General features: G+C 61.9%; 18 protein-coding genes. 12 read left to right on the top strand and 6 right to left on the bottom strand.

From position 1 onward, the window contains the following. The first annotated feature begins 12 nt into the window (after nucleotides 1-12). From AEQ63_RS09145 to AEQ63_RS09130, 4 genes are all read left to right on the top strand, one after another. Nucleotides 13-384: a translation initiation factor Sui1 gene (locus tag AEQ63_RS09145; protein ID WP_007914613.1), complete on the top strand. Its 372-nt coding sequence runs from the start codon at nucleotides 13-15 to the stop codon at nucleotides 382-384. 220 nt (nucleotides 385-604) lie between these two features. After that, the gene (gene speA / locus AEQ63_RS09140; RefSeq protein WP_016771856.1) at nucleotides 605-2,518 is read left to right on the top strand and encodes an arginine decarboxylase; all 1,914 of its coding nucleotides are present in this window, start codon (nucleotides 605-607) and stop codon (nucleotides 2,516-2,518) included. A gap of 233 nt (nucleotides 2,519-2,751) precedes the next feature. Further along, nucleotides 2,752-4,098 carry a type VI secretion system Vgr family protein gene (locus AEQ63_RS09135; protein WP_064362979.1) on the top strand — a complete coding sequence of 449 codons (1,347 nt, stop codon included), beginning with the start codon at nucleotides 2,752-2,754 and terminating at the stop codon, nucleotides 4,096-4,098. After that, nucleotides 4,095-4,886 carry a DUF4123 domain-containing protein gene (locus tag AEQ63_RS09130; protein WP_064362978.1) on the top strand — a complete coding sequence of 264 codons (792 nt, stop codon included), beginning with the start codon at nucleotides 4,095-4,097 and terminating at the stop codon, nucleotides 4,884-4,886. Before AEQ63_RS09135 ends, AEQ63_RS09130 begins: the two co-directional genes overlap by 4 nt. A gap of 9 nt (nucleotides 4,887-4,895) precedes the next feature. On the opposite strand, the gene AEQ63_RS09125 is transcribed toward AEQ63_RS09130, so the two are convergent. After that, nucleotides 4,896-6,245, bottom strand: a complete 1,350-nt coding sequence (locus AEQ63_RS09125) for an MATE family efflux transporter (RefSeq protein WP_064362976.1) — start codon at nucleotides 6,243-6,245, stop codon at nucleotides 4,896-4,898. A gap of 148 nt (nucleotides 6,246-6,393) precedes the next feature. Next, the gene (locus AEQ63_RS09120) at nucleotides 6,394-6,687 is read right to left on the bottom strand and encodes a hypothetical protein (RefSeq protein ID WP_039757018.1); all 294 of its coding nucleotides are present in this window, start codon (nucleotides 6,685-6,687) and stop codon (nucleotides 6,394-6,396) included. 237 nt (nucleotides 6,688-6,924) lie between these two features. Here AEQ63_RS09120 and AEQ63_RS09115 point away from each other — a divergent pair, with 237 nt between their 5' ends. The 5 genes from AEQ63_RS09115 to AEQ63_RS09095 all read left to right on the top strand — a co-directional run bounded on the left by AEQ63_RS09115 (nucleotide 6,925) and on the right by AEQ63_RS09095 (nucleotide 11,405). Then, a complete protein-coding gene (locus tag AEQ63_RS09115) occupies nucleotides 6,925-7,227 on the top strand; it encodes a MazG-like family protein (RefSeq protein WP_064362974.1) in 303 nt (100 codons plus the stop codon). Further along, complete coding sequence (locus AEQ63_RS09110; protein WP_064362971.1) at nucleotides 7,227-7,976, top strand: methyltransferase; 750 nt, start codon at nucleotides 7,227-7,229, stop codon at nucleotides 7,974-7,976. Before AEQ63_RS09115 ends, AEQ63_RS09110 begins: the two co-directional genes overlap by 1 nt. 12 nt (nucleotides 7,977-7,988) lie before the next feature. After that, the gene (locus AEQ63_RS09105; protein ID WP_064362969.1) at nucleotides 7,989-8,600 is read left to right on the top strand and encodes a DUF4136 domain-containing protein; all 612 of its coding nucleotides are present in this window, start codon (nucleotides 7,989-7,991) and stop codon (nucleotides 8,598-8,600) included. Nucleotides 8,601-8,640: 40 nt separating this feature from the next. Then, entirely contained in the window at nucleotides 8,641-9,198 is a 558-nt protein-coding gene (locus AEQ63_RS09100) for a DUF4136 domain-containing protein (protein WP_042608892.1), read from the top strand. Nucleotides 9,199-9,407: 209 nt separating this feature from the next. Next, a complete protein-coding gene (locus AEQ63_RS09095; protein WP_064362967.1) occupies nucleotides 9,408-11,405 on the top strand; it encodes a pilus assembly protein TadG-related protein in 1,998 nt (665 codons plus the stop codon). Here AEQ63_RS09095 and AEQ63_RS09090 read toward each other — a convergent pair. Both AEQ63_RS09090 and AEQ63_RS09085 read right to left on the bottom strand, forming a co-directional pair. Beyond that, nucleotides 11,390-14,152 carry a PAS domain-containing sensor histidine kinase gene (locus tag AEQ63_RS09090; RefSeq protein ID WP_064362964.1) on the bottom strand — a complete coding sequence of 921 codons (2,763 nt, stop codon included), beginning with the start codon at nucleotides 14,150-14,152 and terminating at the stop codon, nucleotides 11,390-11,392. The two genes, AEQ63_RS09095 and AEQ63_RS09090, sit on opposite strands and share 16 nt — an antisense overlap. Further along, nucleotides 14,149-14,595 (bottom strand): TadE/TadG family type IV pilus assembly protein, encoded by a 447-nt coding sequence (locus tag AEQ63_RS09085; protein ID WP_042608889.1) that lies wholly within the window; start codon nucleotides 14,593-14,595, stop codon nucleotides 14,149-14,151. The genes AEQ63_RS09090 and AEQ63_RS09085 overlap by 4 nt, the downstream gene beginning before the upstream one ends. Before the next feature lie 75 nt (nucleotides 14,596-14,670). Between AEQ63_RS09085 and AEQ63_RS09080 the strand changes: the two genes are divergently transcribed. The 3 genes from AEQ63_RS09080 (at nucleotide 14,671) to AEQ63_RS09070 (ending at nucleotide 17,384) form a co-directional block, all read left to right on the top strand. Next, on the top strand, nucleotides 14,671-15,141 hold the full coding sequence (locus AEQ63_RS09080; RefSeq protein WP_064362963.1) for an A24 family peptidase: 471 nt from the start codon (nucleotides 14,671-14,673) through the stop codon (nucleotides 15,139-15,141). A gap of 118 nt (nucleotides 15,142-15,259) precedes the next feature. After that, on the top strand, nucleotides 15,260-16,027 hold the full coding sequence (locus AEQ63_RS09075; protein ID WP_064363405.1) for a response regulator transcription factor: 768 nt from the start codon (nucleotides 15,260-15,262) through the stop codon (nucleotides 16,025-16,027). 994 nt (nucleotides 16,028-17,021) lie between these two features. Continuing rightward, entirely contained in the window at nucleotides 17,022-17,384 is a 363-nt protein-coding gene (locus AEQ63_RS09070) for a DUF6124 family protein (protein WP_064362961.1), read from the top strand. A 105-nt stretch (nucleotides 17,385-17,489) separates the two neighbouring features. Here AEQ63_RS09070 and AEQ63_RS09065 read toward each other — a convergent pair whose 3' ends face one another. Both AEQ63_RS09065 and AEQ63_RS09060 read right to left on the bottom strand, forming a co-directional pair. Continuing rightward, nucleotides 17,490-17,762, bottom strand: a complete 273-nt coding sequence (locus AEQ63_RS09065; RefSeq protein WP_064362959.1) for a DUF3613 domain-containing protein — start codon at nucleotides 17,760-17,762, stop codon at nucleotides 17,490-17,492. Between the two features lie 10 nt (nucleotides 17,763-17,772). After that, the gene (locus AEQ63_RS09060; protein ID WP_064362957.1) at nucleotides 17,773-18,495 is read right to left on the bottom strand and encodes a tetratricopeptide repeat protein; all 723 of its coding nucleotides are present in this window, start codon (nucleotides 18,493-18,495) and stop codon (nucleotides 17,773-17,775) included. Nucleotides 18,496-18,497: the final 2 nt, after the last annotated feature.

The raw sequence follows: 18,497 nt of genomic DNA, 5'->3' as shown, positions 1-18,497 counted from the left end.
AGAGGATTGCCGGTGGCCAAGAAAGCCGCATCCTTCGCCGCCCTGGGCGGCCTGGTATTTTCCACCGACGCAGGTCGTCATTGCCCGGAATGCAGCAAGCCGGTGGACGCCTGTATCTGCAAACAAACCGTGATCCCGGCCGGTGACGGCATTGCCCGCGTGCGTCGCGAAAGCAAAGGACGTGGCGGCAAAACGGTGACCACCATCACCGGCGTGCCCCTGGCCGAAGACGCGCTCAAGGAGCTGGCGACGACGTTGAAAAAACGTTGTGGCACCGGCGGGGCGTTGAAGGACGGCATCATCGAAATCCAGGGCGATCACGTCGAGCTACTCTTGGCAGAGCTGATCAAGCACGGTTTCAAGGCCAAGAAATCCGGCGGCTAGCAGCCTCTGTGAAACCCTCCGGCGGCTTGATCCGGCTTCGAGTGTTCTCGACTCCGGCGTCGTCGCCATGGTTTTCACAGAGCCTGTTCATGACCGGTTTCTAAACTCCACGCAGTCAGTGCGGTCTACCGCCGCACTGACGAACCGTCATTTTCATTCTTTAGACTGCGCCGGCCTGCACTTCAGGCGACGCACTCTGACTTCTTTATAGGGGACTTCGATGTCCGTACGACGCACACGTAAAGACGATGGCAGCCAATGGACAGTTGCGGACAGCCGCAGCGTTTACGGGATTCGCCATTGGGGGGCCGGGTATTTCGCGATCAATGAAGCCGGTCGCGTCGAAGTACGTCCGAACGGCCCGAGCAGCTCGCCCATCGATCTGTTCGAACAAGTCGACCAACTGCGCAAGAGCGGTTTGTCCTTGCCGTTGCTGGTACGTTTCCCCGACATCCTGCAAGACCGTGTCCGTCAATTGACCGGAGCCTTCGATTCGAATATCGAACGCCTGGAATACCAGAGCAAGTACACCGCGCTGTACCCGATCAAGGTCAACCAGCAGGAAGCGGTGATCGAGAACATCATCGCCACCCAGAACGTCTCCATCGGTCTGGAAGCCGGCTCCAAGCCTGAGCTGCTGGCCGTGCTGGCGCTGGCGCCGAAGGGCGGCACGATCGTCTGCAACGGTTACAAGGACCGCGAGTTCATCCGTCTGGCGCTGATGGGCCAGAAGCTCGGCCACAACGTGTTCATCGTCATCGAAAAAGAATCCGAAGTCGGTCTGGTGATCGAAGAAGCGGCCTCGCTGAAGGTCAAGCCGCAGGTGGGTCTGCGCGTGCGCCTGTCGTCGCTGGCCTCGTCGAAATGGGCGGACACCGGTGGCGAGAAATCCAAATTCGGTCTGTCGGCGGCGCAGTTGCTGTCGGTGGTCGAGCGCTTCCGTGGCGCCGGTCTGGATCAGGGCATTCGCCTGCTGCACTTCCACATGGGCTCGCAGATCGCCAACCTCGCGGACTACCAGCACGGCTTCAAGGAAGCGATTCGTTACTACGGCGAACTGCGCAACCTCGGTCTGCCGGTCGATCACATCGACGTCGGCGGTGGCCTTGGTGTCGACTACGACGGCACCCACTCGCGCAACGCCAGTTCGATCAACTACGACATGGACGATTACGCCGGCGTCGTGGTCGGCATGCTCAAGGAATTCTGCGACGCGCAGAGCCTGCCGCATCCGCACATCTTCTCGGAAAGCGGCCGTTCGCTGACTGCACACCACGCAATGCTGGTGGTGCAGGTGACCGACGTCGAGAAACACAACGACGAAATCCCGCTGATCGAAAACAAGGAAAGCCTGCCGGAAACCGTGCAGTGGCTGGTGGACCTGCTCGGCCCGACCGACATCGAAATGGTCACCGAAACCTACTGGCGCGCTACGCACTACATGAGCGACGTGGCCGCGCAGTACGCCGATGGCAAGCTGACCCTGGCGGAAAAGGCCTTGGCGGAACAATGCTATTTCGCTGTTTGCCGGCGCCTGCACAACTCGTTGAAGGCGCGTCAGCGTTCGCACCGTCAGGTGCTCGACGAACTCAACGACAAGCTGGCCGACAAGTACATCTGCAACTTCTCGGTATTCCAGAGCCTGCCGGACACCTGGGCGATCGATCAGGTGTTGCCGATCATCCCGCTGCACCGTCTCGACGAAGAGCCGCTGCGCCGGGCGGTGCTGCAGGATCTGACCTGCGACTCCGATGGCAAGATCAACCAGTACGTCGACGAGCAGAGCATTGAAACCAGCCTGCCGGTGCATGCGTTGAACGAAGGCGAAGATTACCTGCTGGGCGTGTTCCTGGTCGGCGCCTACCAGGAAATCCTCGGCGACATGCACAACCTGTTCGGTGACACCGACTCGGTGAACATCTATCAGAACGCCGATGGCAGCGTATACCACGCGGGCATCGAGACCCACGACACCATCGAAGACATGCTGCGGTACGTGCACTTGTCGCCGGAAGAACTGATGACTCATTACCGTGACAAGTGCGCCAGTGCCCGCATCAGCGCCAGCGAGCGCACGCAGTTCCTCGATGCTTTGCGTCTGGGCCTGACCCGCTCGTCCTATCTGTCTTCCTGAGACCCGATAGCGTTCCGACCGGGTTGTCCGATTTTTTTCCGCAAGCTGTGGAAAATTCGGATAACCCGGTGGGACATCTCCTGATTTTTTCAGGAAAACCTGTGCTACTTAGGTCAGCAAACTCTTCTGGTCTGCTTTTCGCGTAGGTCATTTCCTAAGTTGTACTTCGCCTCTCTACTCGGCCAAGCCTCTCGGCGAGAATCCCCGGCCGCCCCTCCTGTAGAGATCCGCCCATGTTCGATCCAGTCAACGAGCCGTCGTTTCGTCTCGATGTAGCGGGCCTGTCCGACCCCTTCGAAGTTCTCGCCTTTACCGGAAGGGAAGCGCTCAGCGAACCCTTCGCCTTCGAGATCGATGTGGTAATCGACGATCCGCATCTGGATCTCGCCGGCCTGCTGCACCGTTCGGCCTACCTGTGTTTCGGCCCGCCCGGCCAAGGCGTGCACGGACAGTTGCACAGCCTTGTCCAGCATGAGCACAGCCATGGTCTGCGCTTGAGCCGAGTGCGCCTGGGGCCGAGGCTCGATTGCCTCGACCTGCGCTTGAGCCAGCGCATTTTCAGCGGCCGCTCTGTGCCGCAGATCATCGAACAGGTGCTGCGCGAACATGGCATCGTCGGCCTGCAACGGCGTTTCGACCTGCACAGCGACTACCCGGCCCGCACCTTCTGCACCCAGTACCGCGAATCCGATCTGCAACTGCTCCAGCGCTTGTGCGCACAGGCCCGCATTCACTATCACTTCGAGCATCTCCGCGACCGGCATTGCCTGGTGTTCGGCGACGATCCGACGCGGTTGCCGCAGGCCGATGTCGCGCACTATCAGGCTGAGCATGACCACCGGGGCGTTGCGCCAGCCGTCCGCCAATGGCGACTGCAAGACGATTCCCAGGCCAGCCAGCGAGGACCCTATGCCGAAGGACACAGCGATTTGCCCGCCCTGCGCAGCGGTCAGTGGCTGCCGCTGGACGACCATCCTTTCATCGAATGCAATCGCCCCTGGTTGCTGACCCGCATCGAGCACCGCGCCGATCAGTCTCTCGAACCGGCCTACAGCAATCGCCTGTTCGCGGCCGCGCGGGTGCCAGTCTCTGCGGCCGCCGCGATGCCGCCCAAACAACGCATGCACAGCCTGCAGCGCGCTTGGGTAGTGTCGGTCGACGAAGCGCAACCTGATCGCTCGCGGCCCGTCGCGGTGCAATTCGACTGGCTCTATCAGGGCGAGGGCGCAGCGCCGAGCCATTGCTGGCTGCCCCTCGCGCCAACCCTGAGCGATTTGCCTTCGGCAGCGTTGGCCGATGGCGTGGAGGTGGTGGTGAGTTTTCTTGAAGGCGATCCTGATCAGCCGATGGTCACTGGCGTTCTTAAGCCCTCGGTGCTGCCAGAGGATGCGGTTGAGGACGATGCTCCGTCACCGCTGCCGGAACTGCTGGTCAGTGATGGATTGCAGCAATTGCTACAGTCCGGCGAACCGTTGCTGCTGCTGTGTCTGCTGCCGGGTGGGGGGAGTTTCAACCATTGCGCTGAATCCGTATGCAGCTGCCGGTTGCTCACTGCGCTCGACCAGAGCAGCGCAAGATGAGCGGCGCGGCGCTTGAGCCTGTGGCGCACTGGCTGTTGCTCGATACTCCGGACGCGTCACGTGCCCTGCGAACTTTGCGCCAGGGGTTTGCCGATGTGCAACGTCACCGATTGTTTGACGGCACTGAGTTTCAACCGGTCAGTGAGCATGGCCCGGTCCTCGTCGATTTGCGCAACAGCCCGGGATTGACGGCGTTATGTCTGCACGATCCGGACACTTGGCGCGGCCTGCTGCTGAGCTGCGAAATACCCGCGCAGCAGTTGCTGAGCCATTTGCAGCGCATGCTCACGGTTTCGTTCGGTCTGAATCATCGGGCCTTGCTCAGCTATTACAACCGTCAGACCGCGAGCTATTTCTTCGACGCCTGCGACGCCGCGCAACTGAGTCGCTGGCTCGGGCCGATCCGCTACCTGCGCTGGTTTGGCGGTACGTGGGCCGACCGCGCCATCGGCAGTCAGGGCTGGCAGCAATTGCGTAATCCCGGTCTGCTCGTCGAACCGTTGGGCATCGAGGAAAGTCTGACCCGGCGCCAGCGTGAACGCCTGCAAACCTGCCTTTTGGAGCAGCATATCTGGCGCTGGTGCCAGTCCCTGAGCGCCGATTACCAGACGATCTCTGTGCATGTGCAACAAGGTCTGGCGCTGGGTTTCAGCGATCGTGCCGTGCTCGACGGCTGGCTGTGGTTGCGTCTGCTGCATCCACGCGCCGCGCTGGTTGCGCCGCCGGCGGGGCTGACGCAGCAGGAGCGGCTCGATCATCTGCGTCGTCAGTGGGGTGCGGCGGGCTGACTGTTTTGCTCAGTGAGCCTTGCCGCTGAACCAGCCATCGCTGCGTTTCAGCCACAGGGCTTGCGCGCCAAGGGTCACGCTGCGCAAGACCATGAACAGCAGGAAAGATATCCACAGGCCGTGATTGCCCAGGTCCTGCAAGAACCAGGCGAAGGGCAGCAACAGCAGCACCGTCAGCAGCATGCCGTTGCGCATTTCCCGGGCGCGGGTGGCGCCGATGAACAGCCCGTCGAGCAGGTAACTCCAGACCGCTATCAACGGCAGCACGGCGAGGTAGGGCAGGTAGACGAAAGCAGTGTCGCGCACGCTCTGGATATCGGTCTGCATTTCGATGAACAGGTGTCCGGCGAGCAGAAACAGCGCAGCGAAGCCAAGGCTGGCGATCAGTGACCAGCCGCCGGCCACCACCAGCGAACGGCGCAGTGCCAGTCGATCCCGCGCGCCGATGGCATGGCCGCACAAGGCTTCGACGGCGTGGGCCAGACCGTCCAGGGCATGAGCCGTCAGCAGCAGGCCGTTGAGCAACAGCGCATTGGCGGCCACCGTCGCATCGCCGAGCCGCGCGCCTTGCACGGTGATCAGGAAAAACACCGATTGCAGGGCGAGGCTGCGGATGAAGATGTCACGGTTGACCGCCAGCAGCGGGCGCCAGCTCTGCCAGACTTTCAGCGCCGACCAGATGATCTGCCCCGGATAGGCGCGCAACGCTGTGCGCGTCAGCCACAGGCCGAGGAGGGCGCCGCTCCATTCGGCGATCACCGAAGCGCGGGCAGAGCCGACCACGCCCCATTCCAGACCGATGACAAACCACAGATTGAGAACGATGTTGATCAGGTTGGTGCTCAACAGAATCGCCAACGGCGCCCGCGCGTTCTGCGTGCCGAGGAACCAGCCGACCAGCGCGTAGGTTGCCAGCGCTGCGGGCAGGCCGAACAGGCGCGTGTGGAAAAACTCCCGGGTCAGTAGCTCCAGTTCCGCCGATGGCTGCATGAAGTGCAGCGCAACGCCGCTGAGCGGCACACCAAGACAGCCGAGCACGATCGCCAGCCCCATCGTCAGCAACAGACCCTGCAGGAGAATCTGCCGCAACGCCGCGCCATCGCTGCGCCCGGCAGCCTGTGCGGCAAAACCGGTGGTGCCCATGCGCAGAAAACCCATCGCCCAGGCCAGAAACGTGTACAGGCTGGCGCCGACCGCCACCGCGCCCAACTGATGGGCATGCGGCAGGTGGCCAACGACAGTGCTGTCGACCAGCGCCACCAGCGGCACGGAAATATTGGAGAGGATCATCGGCGCGGCGAGCGCCCAGACCTTGCGGTGAGTCGGGCGGTCGCGCCAGTCGGTAATCAGAGAGGACATGCAGGCTCCTTGGGGGAGCGGGGATTGTAGCGATTAACGCAATTTACTGTAGGAGTGAGCCTGCTCGCGATAGCGCCCGTTCAGTCACACAAGCTTCGAATGACATACCGCGATCGCGAGCAGGCTCACTCCTACAGGGGGCGGTGGGTTAATGGATGATCCAGCTCAACAACCACAACCCGAGCAGCAACCAGATGATCCCGGCAATGATCGACGCGTTCATGAACGCCCTAATCGCCGACCACAAGAGCATCAGGCCAACGATCAGCGCGATGATGCTGATGATCGAGGTGTCCATCCCCAGCGTCTGCGCCAGGCCATCGACAAAATTGCCGCCAGCGTTGCTGAGCATGTTGAACAGACCGCTGAGGCCATCGACGATGAAGCGGATGACCGAACCGAGTGCCTGGCCGAGCCATTCGAAAAAGCTTTCTACACGCATGTCTGCATCCCTGATGAAAGAGCTGAGCCTTGGGCCACGCCGAGGGCGGCCGAGTTCCCTGCAACTATAGAGCGTTTGCACGTCCTCTGTAGGAGTGAGCCTGCTCGCGATGAGGTCGTTACATCCAGCATCATTATTAACTGAAACACCGCAATCGCGAGCAGGCTCACTCCTACAGGTTTTGCGCTTGCCTTAAGCACCTATCCCCCCGAAGCTATGCGTCTTCAGGAGAGCCCGATGAACCTTGTTGAACTGACCGAACGCCTGCACGCCATTCGCGACCGCAATGACTGGCGGCAATTTCACAGCCCGAAAAACCTCGCCATGGCCGCCAGCGTGGAAATGGCCGAGCTGGTGGAAATCTTCCAGTGGCTGACAGAAGACCAGTCGCGCCAGTTGCCGGCGGACAAACTCGCCCATGCCGGGCAGGAAGTCGGCGATATCGTCCTGTATCTGTTGCTGCTGTGCAGCGAGCTGGGCCTGGACATGAATGAAGTGGTGCGCGCCAAGCTTGCCGACAGCGAACGGCGGTTCAACTGATGAGCGACCGTCATTTCGATCAGTTGGCCACGCGCTTCGCCGAAAAAATCTACGGCGGCGCCAAAGGCGCGATTCGTCTCGCCGTGTTGCAGGCCGACCTGAGCGAGGCTTTGCCGGATCGTCCGCTGCGGGTGCTCGATATCGGCGGGGGCTTGGGGCACATGTCGCTGTGGCTGGCCGAGCGCGGCCATGACGTCACCTTCACCGAGCCGGCCGAACCGATGCTCGAAGGTGCGCGCCAGCGGTTTGCCGAAGCCGGACAAAGCGCGACGTTCATTCAGGCGCCGTGGCAGGCACTCCCCGGTCAGCTCACCGAACCCTATGATCTGGTGATCTGCCACGCCGTGCTGGAATGGCTCGCCGAGCCCCATGCGATCCTGCCGGTGCTGCACCAGTTGACCAAGCCCGGCGGCTGGCTGTCGCTGGCGTTTTACAACCGTGATGCACTGATTTATCGCAATCTGCTCAAAGGCCATTTCAAGAAGATGCGCAAGAACGTCATGGCCGGCGAAAAGCAGAGCCTGACGCCGCAACAGCCTCTCGACCCACGGGAATTGGCGACGCAACTCGGCGGAATGTGGCAGGTCGAAAGTCAGAGCGGCGTACGGGTATTTCACGATTACATGCCGGTGGAATTCCAGGCCCGCGCCGAACTGGCGGATTTGCTGGAAATGGAACTCGCGCACCGTCGTCACCCAGGCTTCGCCGGGCTTGGGCGTTACTTGCACTGGATCTGCCGGCCGATCTGAGCGGAGCGCGACATGAAAGCTCAATGCGGGTTATTGCTGATGTGTCTGGGGTTGGCCGCCTGTCAGGGCAGCAACCCCTACGTGGCGCAGTCGCGGCCCTTGCCGCCGGCGCCGCCGCAAGCCGCCACTACTTTCGACCGTAGCGCCTACCCGGCGCCGCCGCGTGATTACGGGCGCTACCGCAACTGGGCCTGGCTCAACGGCCAGTTGCCACCGGGCACGGCGTGGGCCGACTCGGCGCAGGTGGCCGAGGCGGTCAGCAACGCCCTCGACCAGCGCGGCTTGCGGCCGATGCGCGACAACCGCCCGGCCGACCTGCTGGTCAGCGCCGATCTTCATCTGGAAACCCGATTGCGACAGGTCCGCGACGATTACGGCTACTACGGCGGTTACGGCGGCTATGATCGGTATGGTCGCGGTTACGGCATGTACAACTCCGTTCCGATCGTGCGCACTTATCAGGAGCAGGTCGTGGTGGTGCGGGTCGATCTGTTCGATGCCGGCAATGGTCAACCGGTGTGGAGCGCCAGCGCCGAAACCGGCACCCAGGGCAATCAGATCGAACGCGCCGATGCGATTCGCGAGGCTGTGGAAAAAGCCATGGCGGCGTATCCTCCCAGCTGACTTCGTGTCAGCAGGTTCATGTCTTCACCCGGAGAAAATCATGTTCCGCCGTCTCGCTCTACTCGCTTTTGCCGCGCTGCTCAGCGCCTGCGCTGCCAACCAGGTCAATCACGACTTCGACGCCAGCCGCGACTTTGCCGCGTATCGCAGTTGGAGCTGGAAAGATCCGGCCCTGCAATATCGTCCCGATGACCCGCGCATCAAGAGTGATCTGACCGAACAGCGCATCCGCCAGGCGGTGTCCGATCAACTCGATCAGCGCGGTTTGCGCCCGGCCGCTGGCGGCGGCAAGGGTGATCTGAATGTGCAGACCTACCTGATCGTCGAGGATCGGCAGCAGCAGGTGACGACCAATTACGGCGGCGGTTGGGGCGGTCCGTGGAACGGCTACTGGGGCGCGCCGATGTACAACGAAACGCGCAACATCACCTACAAGGTCGCGACCATTCAGATCGACCTGCTCGACGGCAAGGACGGCAAACTGGTGTGGCGCGGCAGCGATGAACAAATGCTCAGCAGCCGCCCGAATCCGGCCGATCGCAGCAATGCCATTCGCGAGACCGTCGCAAGGATTCTGGCCAACTATCCACCGCGTTGATTATTTCCTGAAACCGGCACAGCCCTGTAGGAGTGAGCCTGCTCGCGATAGCGGTATGTCTGGTTCCTGGCCGGTGACTGACACACCGCTATCGCGAGCAGGCTCACTCCTACAGGGGACGTGACGCCAGCACTCTCGACCGACCGCGTCTACACTCTTTTTCATTAACGGAGGTAGCGCTCGGCACTGCGCCGGCACAGGAGTGCGCCATGTCGCGAGGATCGCAATGCAACGGCCCGGCCCGGCAACGCGGGGCGATCGGTTTGATGGCGGCCGCCACCCTGAGTCTGGCGCTGGTGATGATGTTGCTGGTGGTCGACAGCGGTCGCCTGTACATGGAACAGCGCAAACTGCAGCGGGTGGTGGATACCGCCGCCCTCGAAGCGGTCAGTCGCAACGGTGATTGCCTGCCCGGGCTGACGGCCGCCAGTTACGCCGGGCAAAGTGCGCTGCGCAATGGCTACCTCGTCGATGCGAATAACACCCTCGCCACCACCTGCGGCACCCTGGCCACCGCTGCCAGCGGTGTGCGCAGTTTCACCGTGGATGCTACGCAATCCACCGCAGTCAAAGTCGTCGCCAGCCGCACAGTCACCAGCAGTTTTGCCGGCGGTGTACAGGCGCTGTTCAGCGCCACGCCGGTCAGCCTCAACACCACGCTCAACGCGTCGGCAGTGGCCGCCAAACCCCAGCCGACCATCGCCCAACTGAATATTCGCAGCACCCTCGCCAGCATCGACACGGCGCAGTCGAACATCCTCAATCCGCTGTTTTCCGGGCTGCTCGGCGGCAACGTCAACCTCACGGCAGTGGGCTGGGACGGTCTGCTGCACACCGACATCAATCTGCTCAAATACCTCGATCAACTGGCGATCAACCTCAACGTCGGTGCCGGCAACTACGCGCAGTTGCTCAACACCCAAGCGACCGTGACACAGTTGATTCAGGCAGCGGCGACGGTGGTGCAACTCAACGGCGCGACCGCGCAAGTGGTCACCGCGCTGGGGCAGTTGCAGGTCGCCGCGATCAACGCGGCGCCGGTCAGACTCGGCGAGATCCTGCAACTGCAGACCGGCACCACGGCGGCGGGACTGGATGCCAATCTGCAGTTGCTGCAACTGGTGCAGGGCGTGGTGCAACTGGCCAACAGCAAGAGCGCGGTGGCGGCGACCTTGCCGGTCAATGTGCCGGGGCTGGCCGGTGTCACGGTGCGGGTGAAGGTGATCGAGCCGCCGCAGTTCTCGGCGATTGGCGACCCGGCGCGGGCCAAGGCCGACCCGCTGGGACCGGAGCGGATTTATGTGCGCACTGCGCAGGTTCGCACGCTGTTGTCGGTGAATTTGCCGGTGCTGAACGGCGTGACCGGGTTGACCAATGCAGTCCTCGGCCTGGTCGGTACGTTGACGCCGACACTCAATGCCTTGCTGAGCCTGAACCTGGTGGACACGCTCAACTCAGTGCTCTGCCTGTTGGGCGCCGGTTGCCAACAGCTCGATCCAAAACTGCTGCCCTCGCCGCAAATCGATATCGCCCTGGATGCCGGCGGTGCGAAAAGCTATGTCAGCGATTACCGTTGCCCGACCGGCGACACCGGCAGCAAAAGCCTGACCGCCACCACCACGACCTCTCTGGCCGATCTCAAGCTCGGCAAGATCGATCCCGTCGCAGCGTTCTCTTCAGTCGCCGAACCAACGGTGGCGCCGTTGCCGCTGGTCGATCTCGGCATCATCACCTGCCACAGGATTCTCGGCATCGGCAGTTGCGATGCCGCCTCCCACGTCCAGTACGGCGCTGGCGGCATCGCCCTCAAACTCGACGCCAGCGTCGCGCAAACCACGCAGAACCTGCTGTTCTCCAGTACCACGCCCTTCGCCACGCCCGCCAATCTCAAACTGCCGCCGAGTCTGCTGCCCGCCGCGCCGACCAGCAACATCGTCGGCAGCCTGGCGAACACCCTGTCCGGGATCAACCTGATCGTCTACAAACCCGTCGGCAGCAATCCGCTGGGCGCCATTGTCACGGGCGTCGCCTCATTGATCAGCGATGTCACCAACCGCTTGTTGCCGGTGGTCACCGGGTTGATCAGCCCCTTGCTCGACCCGTTGCTGAACAATCTGATCAAAGGCCTGGGTATCAATCTGATGAACACCGAGGTAGGCGCCAACATGACCTGCGGGCAGACCGGCAAAGCCTATCTGGTGATCTGATCGTCCGTGGCGATCGGCAGTTCGATGCAGAACCGCGCGCCTTCTGCCGAGTTGCGCACGCTCAGTTGGCCGCCCATGTTGGCGATGATGCCGTAGCTCACCGACAAGCCCAGGCCTGTGCCGACGCCGATCGGTTTGGTGGTGAAAAACGGCTCGAAGATCCGCTCCAGCAAACGCGGATCGATGCCGCCGCCGTTATCCTCGACCCACAAGCGCACGCTTTCTTCGTCACGTTCGGCGTAGATCGAAATCCATGGCTTGAACGCTGAGTCGCTGTCGCGTTTGCCGAGCAGCGCGTCGCGGGCGTTGACCATCAGGTTGATCAGCACCTGTTCCAGCTGATCGACGTAGCCGCGCACCTGCGCCTCGAAACCGGTCTCGCTGATGCGCAGGTCGACACCTTTACCGCGCATGCCCTCGGCCAGCAGTGACAGCGTGCCCTCGATCGCTTGCGCCGGATTAAACAATTGCTGCTCGATTTCCGAGCGCCGACCGAAGACGCGCATGTGGTCGACCACTTTCGCCGCGCGTTGCACCTGGGCGTCAATGCGGTTGAGTTTGTCGGTCAGGTAATCGACCTGAACATCACCGTTGCCGAGGCGCTTGAGCACGTTGACGATGGCCATGCGCATCACGTTCAGCGGCTGATTGATCTCGTGGGCGAGGCCGGTGGCCATTTCGCCGAGGGTGGCCATCTTCGCGCTTTGCGTAAGTTGCTGTTGCGAGCGGCGCACCTCGGTGTTGTCGCGGCCCACGGCTTGCACTTCAATCAACTGGCCGTGCTCGTCGAACACGCCACGATCCGACCAGACCCACCAGGCGTGTTCGCGTCCGGGCAATTGCAGGCTGATTTCCGCGGTGCTCACCGGTTGTTCCGGGGTCAGTTGGCTCAGGCGCTGCACAAAAGCGCCGCGCTGTTCCTCGGACATCCAGCCGCCCAGATCTACCCCGGGCAGTTGTTCCGGGGTGCATTCCAGATAAGTCGCCAACGGTCGGTTGCCAAAAGTCAGCGTCAGGTCAGGGCGATAACGGCAGATCATTGCCGGCGAGTCCTCGACCAGAATCCGGTAGCGCTCTTCGCTCTGGCGGACCTGCTCGGCGGCAAGCGTCGCGTCGGTGACATCCAGCCACAGGCCCACTGCCTCGACCGGCAGACCGAGATCGTTGCGCAGCAATTTTGCTTCATCGAGCAGCCAGTGATAGTCGCCACGGCTGTCACGCAGGCGATAACGCGCACGCACCGAGCCTTCGCGCAGCAACTGGCGGTTGCGCTGGAAATACAGTTCGCGGTCATCGGGATGCACGCGCTCGACCAGCGCTGCCGCGTCGCAGTCTTCCAGTGTCCAGCCGAGCAAGGGTTGCAGGCTGGCGCTGAAAAACGCCGGGATCAGCGCGCCTTCTTCATAACGCTGCACATAGATCACCGCTGGCGAGCTGGCGATCAGATTGTCCAGCCGCGCATGGGCGGCAGCGGCGCGCTGTTGTTGATTCTGGATATCGCTGATATCGAGCATGAACCCGACCAGACGCCGATGCTCACCCGTGCCGCTGACCTGACCCTGAATCCGGTACCACGTCGCGGTTGCGCCGACATCCGCGCGGTGCAGGCGCACGCTCAGGGTCAGCGCTTCTCCTTGCAATTGCAGGGCGTGCAAACGGCTGCGCAACTCGTCGCGGTCGGCGGGATGGAACAGCCGCAGCCAGTCTTCCACCGCCAGCGTGCGGTCGCTGAGGCCCAGTGCCGAGGCCAGTGACGGCGCCAGTGCAATCTGCCCGTCGGCACTGATTTCCCACCAGCCGGTACCGAGCAGGTGTTGCAGGGAATCGAGACGCTCCATCGATTGCACATGGCGCTGCTCGCGCAAGCGGCTGAGCAACGGCCCGGCCAGTGCGCCGGCCAGGGACAGCCAGTCGCGATCGGTCAGCCATGGTGCCACGTTGTCGACCGTGTAAAACCCGCAAAGCAGCCACGCGACCACGCCTTGATCATTGCTGTAGGGCACGGCGAAACCGTTGGCGTTGCCGAAGGTGGCCTGCAATCGCGAGTGCTCATAACGGCCCTGCTGGCCCGCGAGGCGTTGCGGCGCGCTGCCGTTGAGGCTGTCCAGCGGCGTGCCCAATGACTGGCCGTCCTCCCACAATTGTGGAGCGTCGTGGCCACGAAACTGTTGATGAATCTGCCAGCCGTGGGCCTGTTCATCGAGTAAAGCCACCGCCAGACAGGGGATGTGCCAGCGCTGAGCGATCGCCTGCAATTGTTCGCCGAGCGCCGTCGGCAGACGCGTGAGGCTGCAGGTGCGCAGATGATCGCTGACCTGCGCGGCGAGGGTCTGGCAGGCGTCGCGGTCGCGCGATTGCTGACGTTCGAGCAGCAGGTCGGCGATGTCGAGCAGTTGCAGCAGCCAGCCGTCACCCAATGGTTGCACCCAGCCGCGCAAGTGCAGCGGCTGATCATTCAGGCCGGGAAAGTCGAGATCGAGCAATTGCCCGTGCCAGTCCCGCGGCTGACCTTCGATGGTCAGCAGGCTATGCGGCAGCAGATAAGCGCTGAGCGGCAACGGTTGGTCGTTGAGTTTGTGCTGGGCGAGCAAATGCCGCAGCGGGCCGGCGATCTGCAACACCTCGCCGTCGCCATTCAAATACAGATGCAGCCCGGTGGGCGGTGCGCCGAGGCGGTCCGGCAGCTCAAGGACAGCGCTGGGCGCACGCTTGAGCAAACGCCCGAAGAGCTTATCGCCGGCAGTCAAAATTGCAGGCTCGAGCGGGCGGTCAGGTGCGTGGGCAGATTGGGCACCGTGCCAATGCCCGGCAGTACCAGAAACGGCATGATCTGATTGAGCTTGCTCACCGGGTAATTGACGCTGACGGTCAGGGTGCCGGTACCCGTGTCGTACGCTGAGCTGGTGTCGACCCCGACCACCAGATTCAGGGCCGAGGGCAGCCATTGCAGTTGTTGGGTCAGCGCGGCATTGGCGGTGTTGACCACCACCGTCGAATAGTTCGGCGTGGTCGGGTCCACCGCGACACTGCGGCGTACGGCTTCGGCGGTGGCCTGGTTGAACGATTGCATCATCACGAAGGGCAAGCCGTAGCTGACCAACCCATAAAACACCGCGAAAAAGATGATGAACACCAAGGCGAATTCGATCGCCACCGCACCTTTTTGCGACCTGCGGAAGCCGTTTTTCATGCGTGCGTCTACCCTGACAGTCACTGCGTAGTATCAGCATAGAATCATTCAGCCAAAACGGACGGCTTTTAGCGGATGCAGATTTCTCTGGTTCTGATCTGGCTGGCCCTCTGCGCCGCGCAGGATGTCCGGCAACGGCGAATTTCCAACGTACTGACGTTGGGTGTGGGCGCGCTGGCGCTGGTCTGGTTGCTGGCGACCGGCAGCACCTGGCTGGGCGCCGATGCGGGGCAGGGCGGCTGGGCGTGTCTGATCGCTTTGCTGCTGACATTGCCCGGTTATTTCCTGGGCCGCATGGGCGCCGGCGATGTGAAATTAATGACAGCCCTGGGTCTTGCGACGAACGGCATCTTTGTTCTCGGCGCGTTTATTGGCGCGGGCGTGGCCAGCGTGTTGTGGCTGCTGCTCGCGCCAAAAGTCTGGCCTCTTATGGGTCAAGGGCTTACGGAGCTTTTGCGCCATCTGGCCCCTGACAAGTCAAAAAAGCTGCCATTTGCGCCGTTCGTGTGGGTAGGCGTAGTGTTTTCGTTGTACTGGATCACCTGATTGCGGGGTGCCACTAGTCCTATGTACATAGTCGGAAAGTGGGTCTACTTTCAATTCAGGCGAATACGCCACCAAAGTGCAGGAATCGTCAGCGTTGGCCCGAGCAATGGAGTGGTTCGTGAACAAGCCTAATGCGGTAAAAATCCTCGTGGTCGATGATCAGCCGCTGATCGTCGAAGAACTGTGTGAGTTTCTTGAGAGCAGTGGCTACCGTTGCGTGCCGTGCGATTCGAGTCTTGAAGCCATCGAGCTGTTCAGGGCGGACCCGGACATCGGTCTGGTGCTGAGCGATTTGCACATGCCGGACATGGATGGCATCGAGTTGATCCAGGCGTTGCAGCGCCTGGCCGGCAAGCATCGGGTATTCGAGGCGATCATGCTCACCGGGCGCGCCGACAAGCAGGATGTGATCAAGGCGCTGCGCGCGGGGATTGCCGATTACTATCAGAAGCCGATTGAACTGGCCGAGTTGCTCGAAGGCGTACAGCGTCAGGAGCTGGCTTTGCAGGAGCGGCAGAAGAATCTGCATCTGGGGCATCTGAATCAGAAGTTGCAGTTTTTGTCCGAGTCGATTGATGACCTTTATCAGGATCTGGACAAGGTGCGGCGCTCGCCCGCGCCGGTGGTGAGTGAGGGTGAGCCTGAGTCTGGCGAGATGCCGGCGGTGTTCAGTCAGTTGTCGCCGCGGCAGTTGGATGTGGCGCGGTTGGTGGGCAAGGGGCAGACCAATTATCAGATTGCCTGTGAGTTGGGGATCACCGAGAACACGGTGAAGCTGTATGTGTCGCAGGTGTTGCGTTTGACGCATATGCATAATCGGACGCAGTTGGCTTTGGCGCTTTCGCCTGGCAGTTCGGCGGGGCGGCAGCGCGTTACGGCTCATTAATCGGTGAATATCCGTTGCTGCGGTAACGGCTTCTTATGGTTCCGCTCTTACAGCGGGTCACTTTTGGCAAACGCCCCAAAAGTAACCAAAAGGTCTTCGCCCTGACGTTCGGCCCCTCGCTGGGGCTCGGGGTTCCTTCGCTGCGGGATCGATCCTGGCGCAGCGGCTCCGGTTTGCTTCGCTGCACCTCCTTCCGCTGTGTCTGGCTGCGCCAGACGGTCGCTGCGCTCCCACGCCCGGATCAATCCCTCCACTCAGCCTGCCGACGGGCTCCAAGATCAAAATCTACTCGAGCTTGCGCTCATTGTTGAGTGGTGCGGCTTCGCCGCGGGCAGCTGCGCTGCTTTTGCTTTCTGTGGGAGCGAGCCTGCTCGCGAAGGCGGCCTGACAGCCGACCTGTTTTTGAGTCTTACGCGATCCAACTGTAGGAGCTGCCGAAGGCTGCGATCTTTTGATTTTGCTGTTGCTGTTGCTGTTCTGTAGGAGTGAGCCTGCTCGCGAAGGCGGCCTGACAGCCGACCTGTTTTTGAGTCTTACGCGATCTAACTGTAGGAGCTGCCGAAGGCTGCGATCTTTTGATTTTGCTTTTGCTTTTGCTTTGCTTTTGCTGTTCTGTGGGAGCGAGCCTGCTCGCAATGAGGCCAGTGGGTCCGCCGATAACTTGAAGTCGTTTAAATCTGACGCGAGATAACCAGAACCTTCCCACAAGGTTTTCAGGTTGTCCGTCGGACGTCAGGCCACTAGTCTCTGCCTGTCGTCGAACCTTCGGCGATCGGGTGTGAGAACCCTGCTACTTATGGTCATCCAGTATCTGTGCACGCATAATCGCCGCCAGCTTGTCCGCTGTCTGCAATGCGTCATGGCGGCTGTGTGCGGGCAGACTTCGGTCTGGCCGGGTGTCCATAACCGGTATTCTCACCCCGCATACAGTTGCCACCTTTTGCCCCGTGAGAATGGCATTGGGTCGCACCGCAGATTTTGGAGAGCCGTTTCAATGGACAAACTGATCCCAGACCCACCCCCGTCCCCCACCACGCCACTCGAAGACGCCCTGCGCGCCGACGATCTTGTGAAAAACCGCGAAGCGATAAAACGCGCGCTCGATTTCTACCTCTGTCCCGAACCCGCAAAACCACACCCGCCCAGCACGCTGTTCATGGTGGTGCCCAATGTCGATACCGAAAGCCTGTTGGCGCATGCCTGTGAGTCGCTGGCGTCGGCGAGTGCTATGGCGAGCAATTTCGCTGGTGAGTTGAGTGGTTTTCAGCGCAGCACGGCGTTGGCGATTCAGCAGATTGTCATGCTGGCCGAGCTGGCGGTGAATCGAGCGCTGGATCGGGTTGATCCGCAGACCTGAAACCGCGTTATCGTTCTTCGCGAGCAGGCTCGCTCCCACAGCAAGCACACGGTCGACTGTGGGAGCGAGCCTGCTCGCGAAGGGGCCCTCAAGGTCACCACCAAACTAATTCTTGCTCTCAATCTTCCCGCCCGCATCCGGATCGTAAAAATCCGGAATCTCGTACTGGTATTTCTTCAGCCAGCGCTGCATCGCCAATTCGCGTTCGGTGGCGGTGGCGCTTTGGGGTTTGGGTGAGGCAGCTTTGTTGCGGCTTTGCAGGACCAGCCAGCCTTCGGTTTCCTGCTGCTGCGCTGAAGCGGGGCCTGCGTCGATGGCGTGCGCGCTGAGGGGCAGGGTGAGCAGGGGCAGGTAGCACAGGCCTTTGCGGATGTTCATGGCCGTCTCCTTACTTGAGCGTCGGCGGTAGCGGGTCGATGAAGGCGGCGACGCGGTCGCCGGGTGTGGCTTTGGCGTGGGTTGGCGCTTTGAGTTTTTCCGCCCGTTGCTGCGCTTCGGAAAATTGCTCCGGGGTCAGTTTCGAGCGGCTGACGATTTCGGCGGCTTGTGGCCAGTCGTTCTGGTAGAGCAGCAGGGTGACCATGTTCAGCGTCGCCAGTTGATTGTTCTGGCTCAATTCGATGGCGGTGAGGAATTCGAATTTCGCTTCGTTGAGGCGCAGTTGGTTGAGGTAGACGACGCCGAGGTCGTTGCGGATTTTCTCGTCGGTGGGTGCCAGGCGTGCGGCGCGTTGCAGGTGGGCCTGGGCCTGGCCATTGTCGCCACGGGCGGCGTAGACCTGGCCGAGGCCGTGTTCGGCCTGGGCGGTGAGGCAGCCGCCGAGCAGGCTGCGGTAGAGCGGCTCGGCTTCGCTGCGGCCGAGCAGGCGATAGACTTTGGCTTTGCGCAGGCGCACTTCGCTGAGGTTGTCCGGCAGGCTTTGCAGGTTGGCCAGGCTGGCGTGGAGCTTGCCGTCGCTGGCCAGGTCATCGGCGAGGTTCAGCGACAGTTCCTGCTCCGACGTGAGTTTGCTGCAGCTGGACGGCGACAGCAGCGAGGTCCACGGCGCCTGGCCGTCCGTGGCGCAACCGCTGAGCAGCAACAGGCTTGCCATGACTATCAGTACTTTCATCA

It is taken from the genome of Pseudomonas sp. RIT-PI-o (assembly GCF_001297215.1).
GTDB lineage: Bacteria > Pseudomonadota > Gammaproteobacteria > Pseudomonadales > Pseudomonadaceae > Aquipseudomonas > Aquipseudomonas moraviensis_A.
This window is presented reverse-complemented; position numbering and strand designations above follow the sequence as displayed.

Coding starts and splice junctions, on each gene's coding strand:
- AEQ63_RS09080 (WP_064362963.1), top strand. CDS start 14,671: ATGCAGATTTCTCTGGTTCTGATCTGGCTGGCCCTCTGCGCCGCGCAG.
- AEQ63_RS09135 (WP_064362979.1), top strand. CDS start 2,752: ATGTTCGATCCAGTCAACGAGCCGTCGTTTCGTCTCGATGTAGCGGGC.
- AEQ63_RS09110 (WP_064362971.1), top strand. CDS start 7,227: ATGAGCGACCGTCATTTCGATCAGTTGGCCACGCGCTTCGCCGAAAAA.
- AEQ63_RS09120 (WP_039757018.1), bottom strand. CDS start 6,687: ATGCGTGTAGAAAGCTTTTTCGAATGGCTCGGCCAGGCACTCGGTTCG.
- speA (WP_016771856.1), top strand. CDS start 605: ATGTCCGTACGACGCACACGTAAAGACGATGGCAGCCAATGGACAGTT.
- AEQ63_RS09130 (WP_064362978.1), top strand. CDS start 4,095: ATGAGCGGCGCGGCGCTTGAGCCTGTGGCGCACTGGCTGTTGCTCGAT.
- AEQ63_RS09060 (WP_064362957.1), bottom strand. CDS start 18,495: ATGAAAGTACTGATAGTCATGGCAAGCCTGTTGCTGCTCAGCGGTTGC.
- AEQ63_RS09085 (WP_042608889.1), bottom strand. CDS start 14,595: ATGAAAAACGGCTTCCGCAGGTCGCAAAAAGGTGCGGTGGCGATCGAA.
- AEQ63_RS09115 (WP_064362974.1), top strand. CDS start 6,925: ATGAACCTTGTTGAACTGACCGAACGCCTGCACGCCATTCGCGACCGC.
- AEQ63_RS09070 (WP_064362961.1), top strand. CDS start 17,022: ATGGACAAACTGATCCCAGACCCACCCCCGTCCCCCACCACGCCACTC.
- AEQ63_RS09105 (WP_064362969.1), top strand. CDS start 7,989: ATGAAAGCTCAATGCGGGTTATTGCTGATGTGTCTGGGGTTGGCCGCC.
- AEQ63_RS09125 (WP_064362976.1), bottom strand. CDS start 6,245: ATGTCCTCTCTGATTACCGACTGGCGCGACCGCCCGACTCACCGCAAG.
- AEQ63_RS09095 (WP_064362967.1), top strand. CDS start 9,408: ATGTCGCGAGGATCGCAATGCAACGGCCCGGCCCGGCAACGCGGGGCG.
- AEQ63_RS09065 (WP_064362959.1), bottom strand. CDS start 17,762: ATGAACATCCGCAAAGGCCTGTGCTACCTGCCCCTGCTCACCCTGCCC.
- AEQ63_RS09100 (WP_042608892.1), top strand. CDS start 8,641: ATGTTCCGCCGTCTCGCTCTACTCGCTTTTGCCGCGCTGCTCAGCGCC.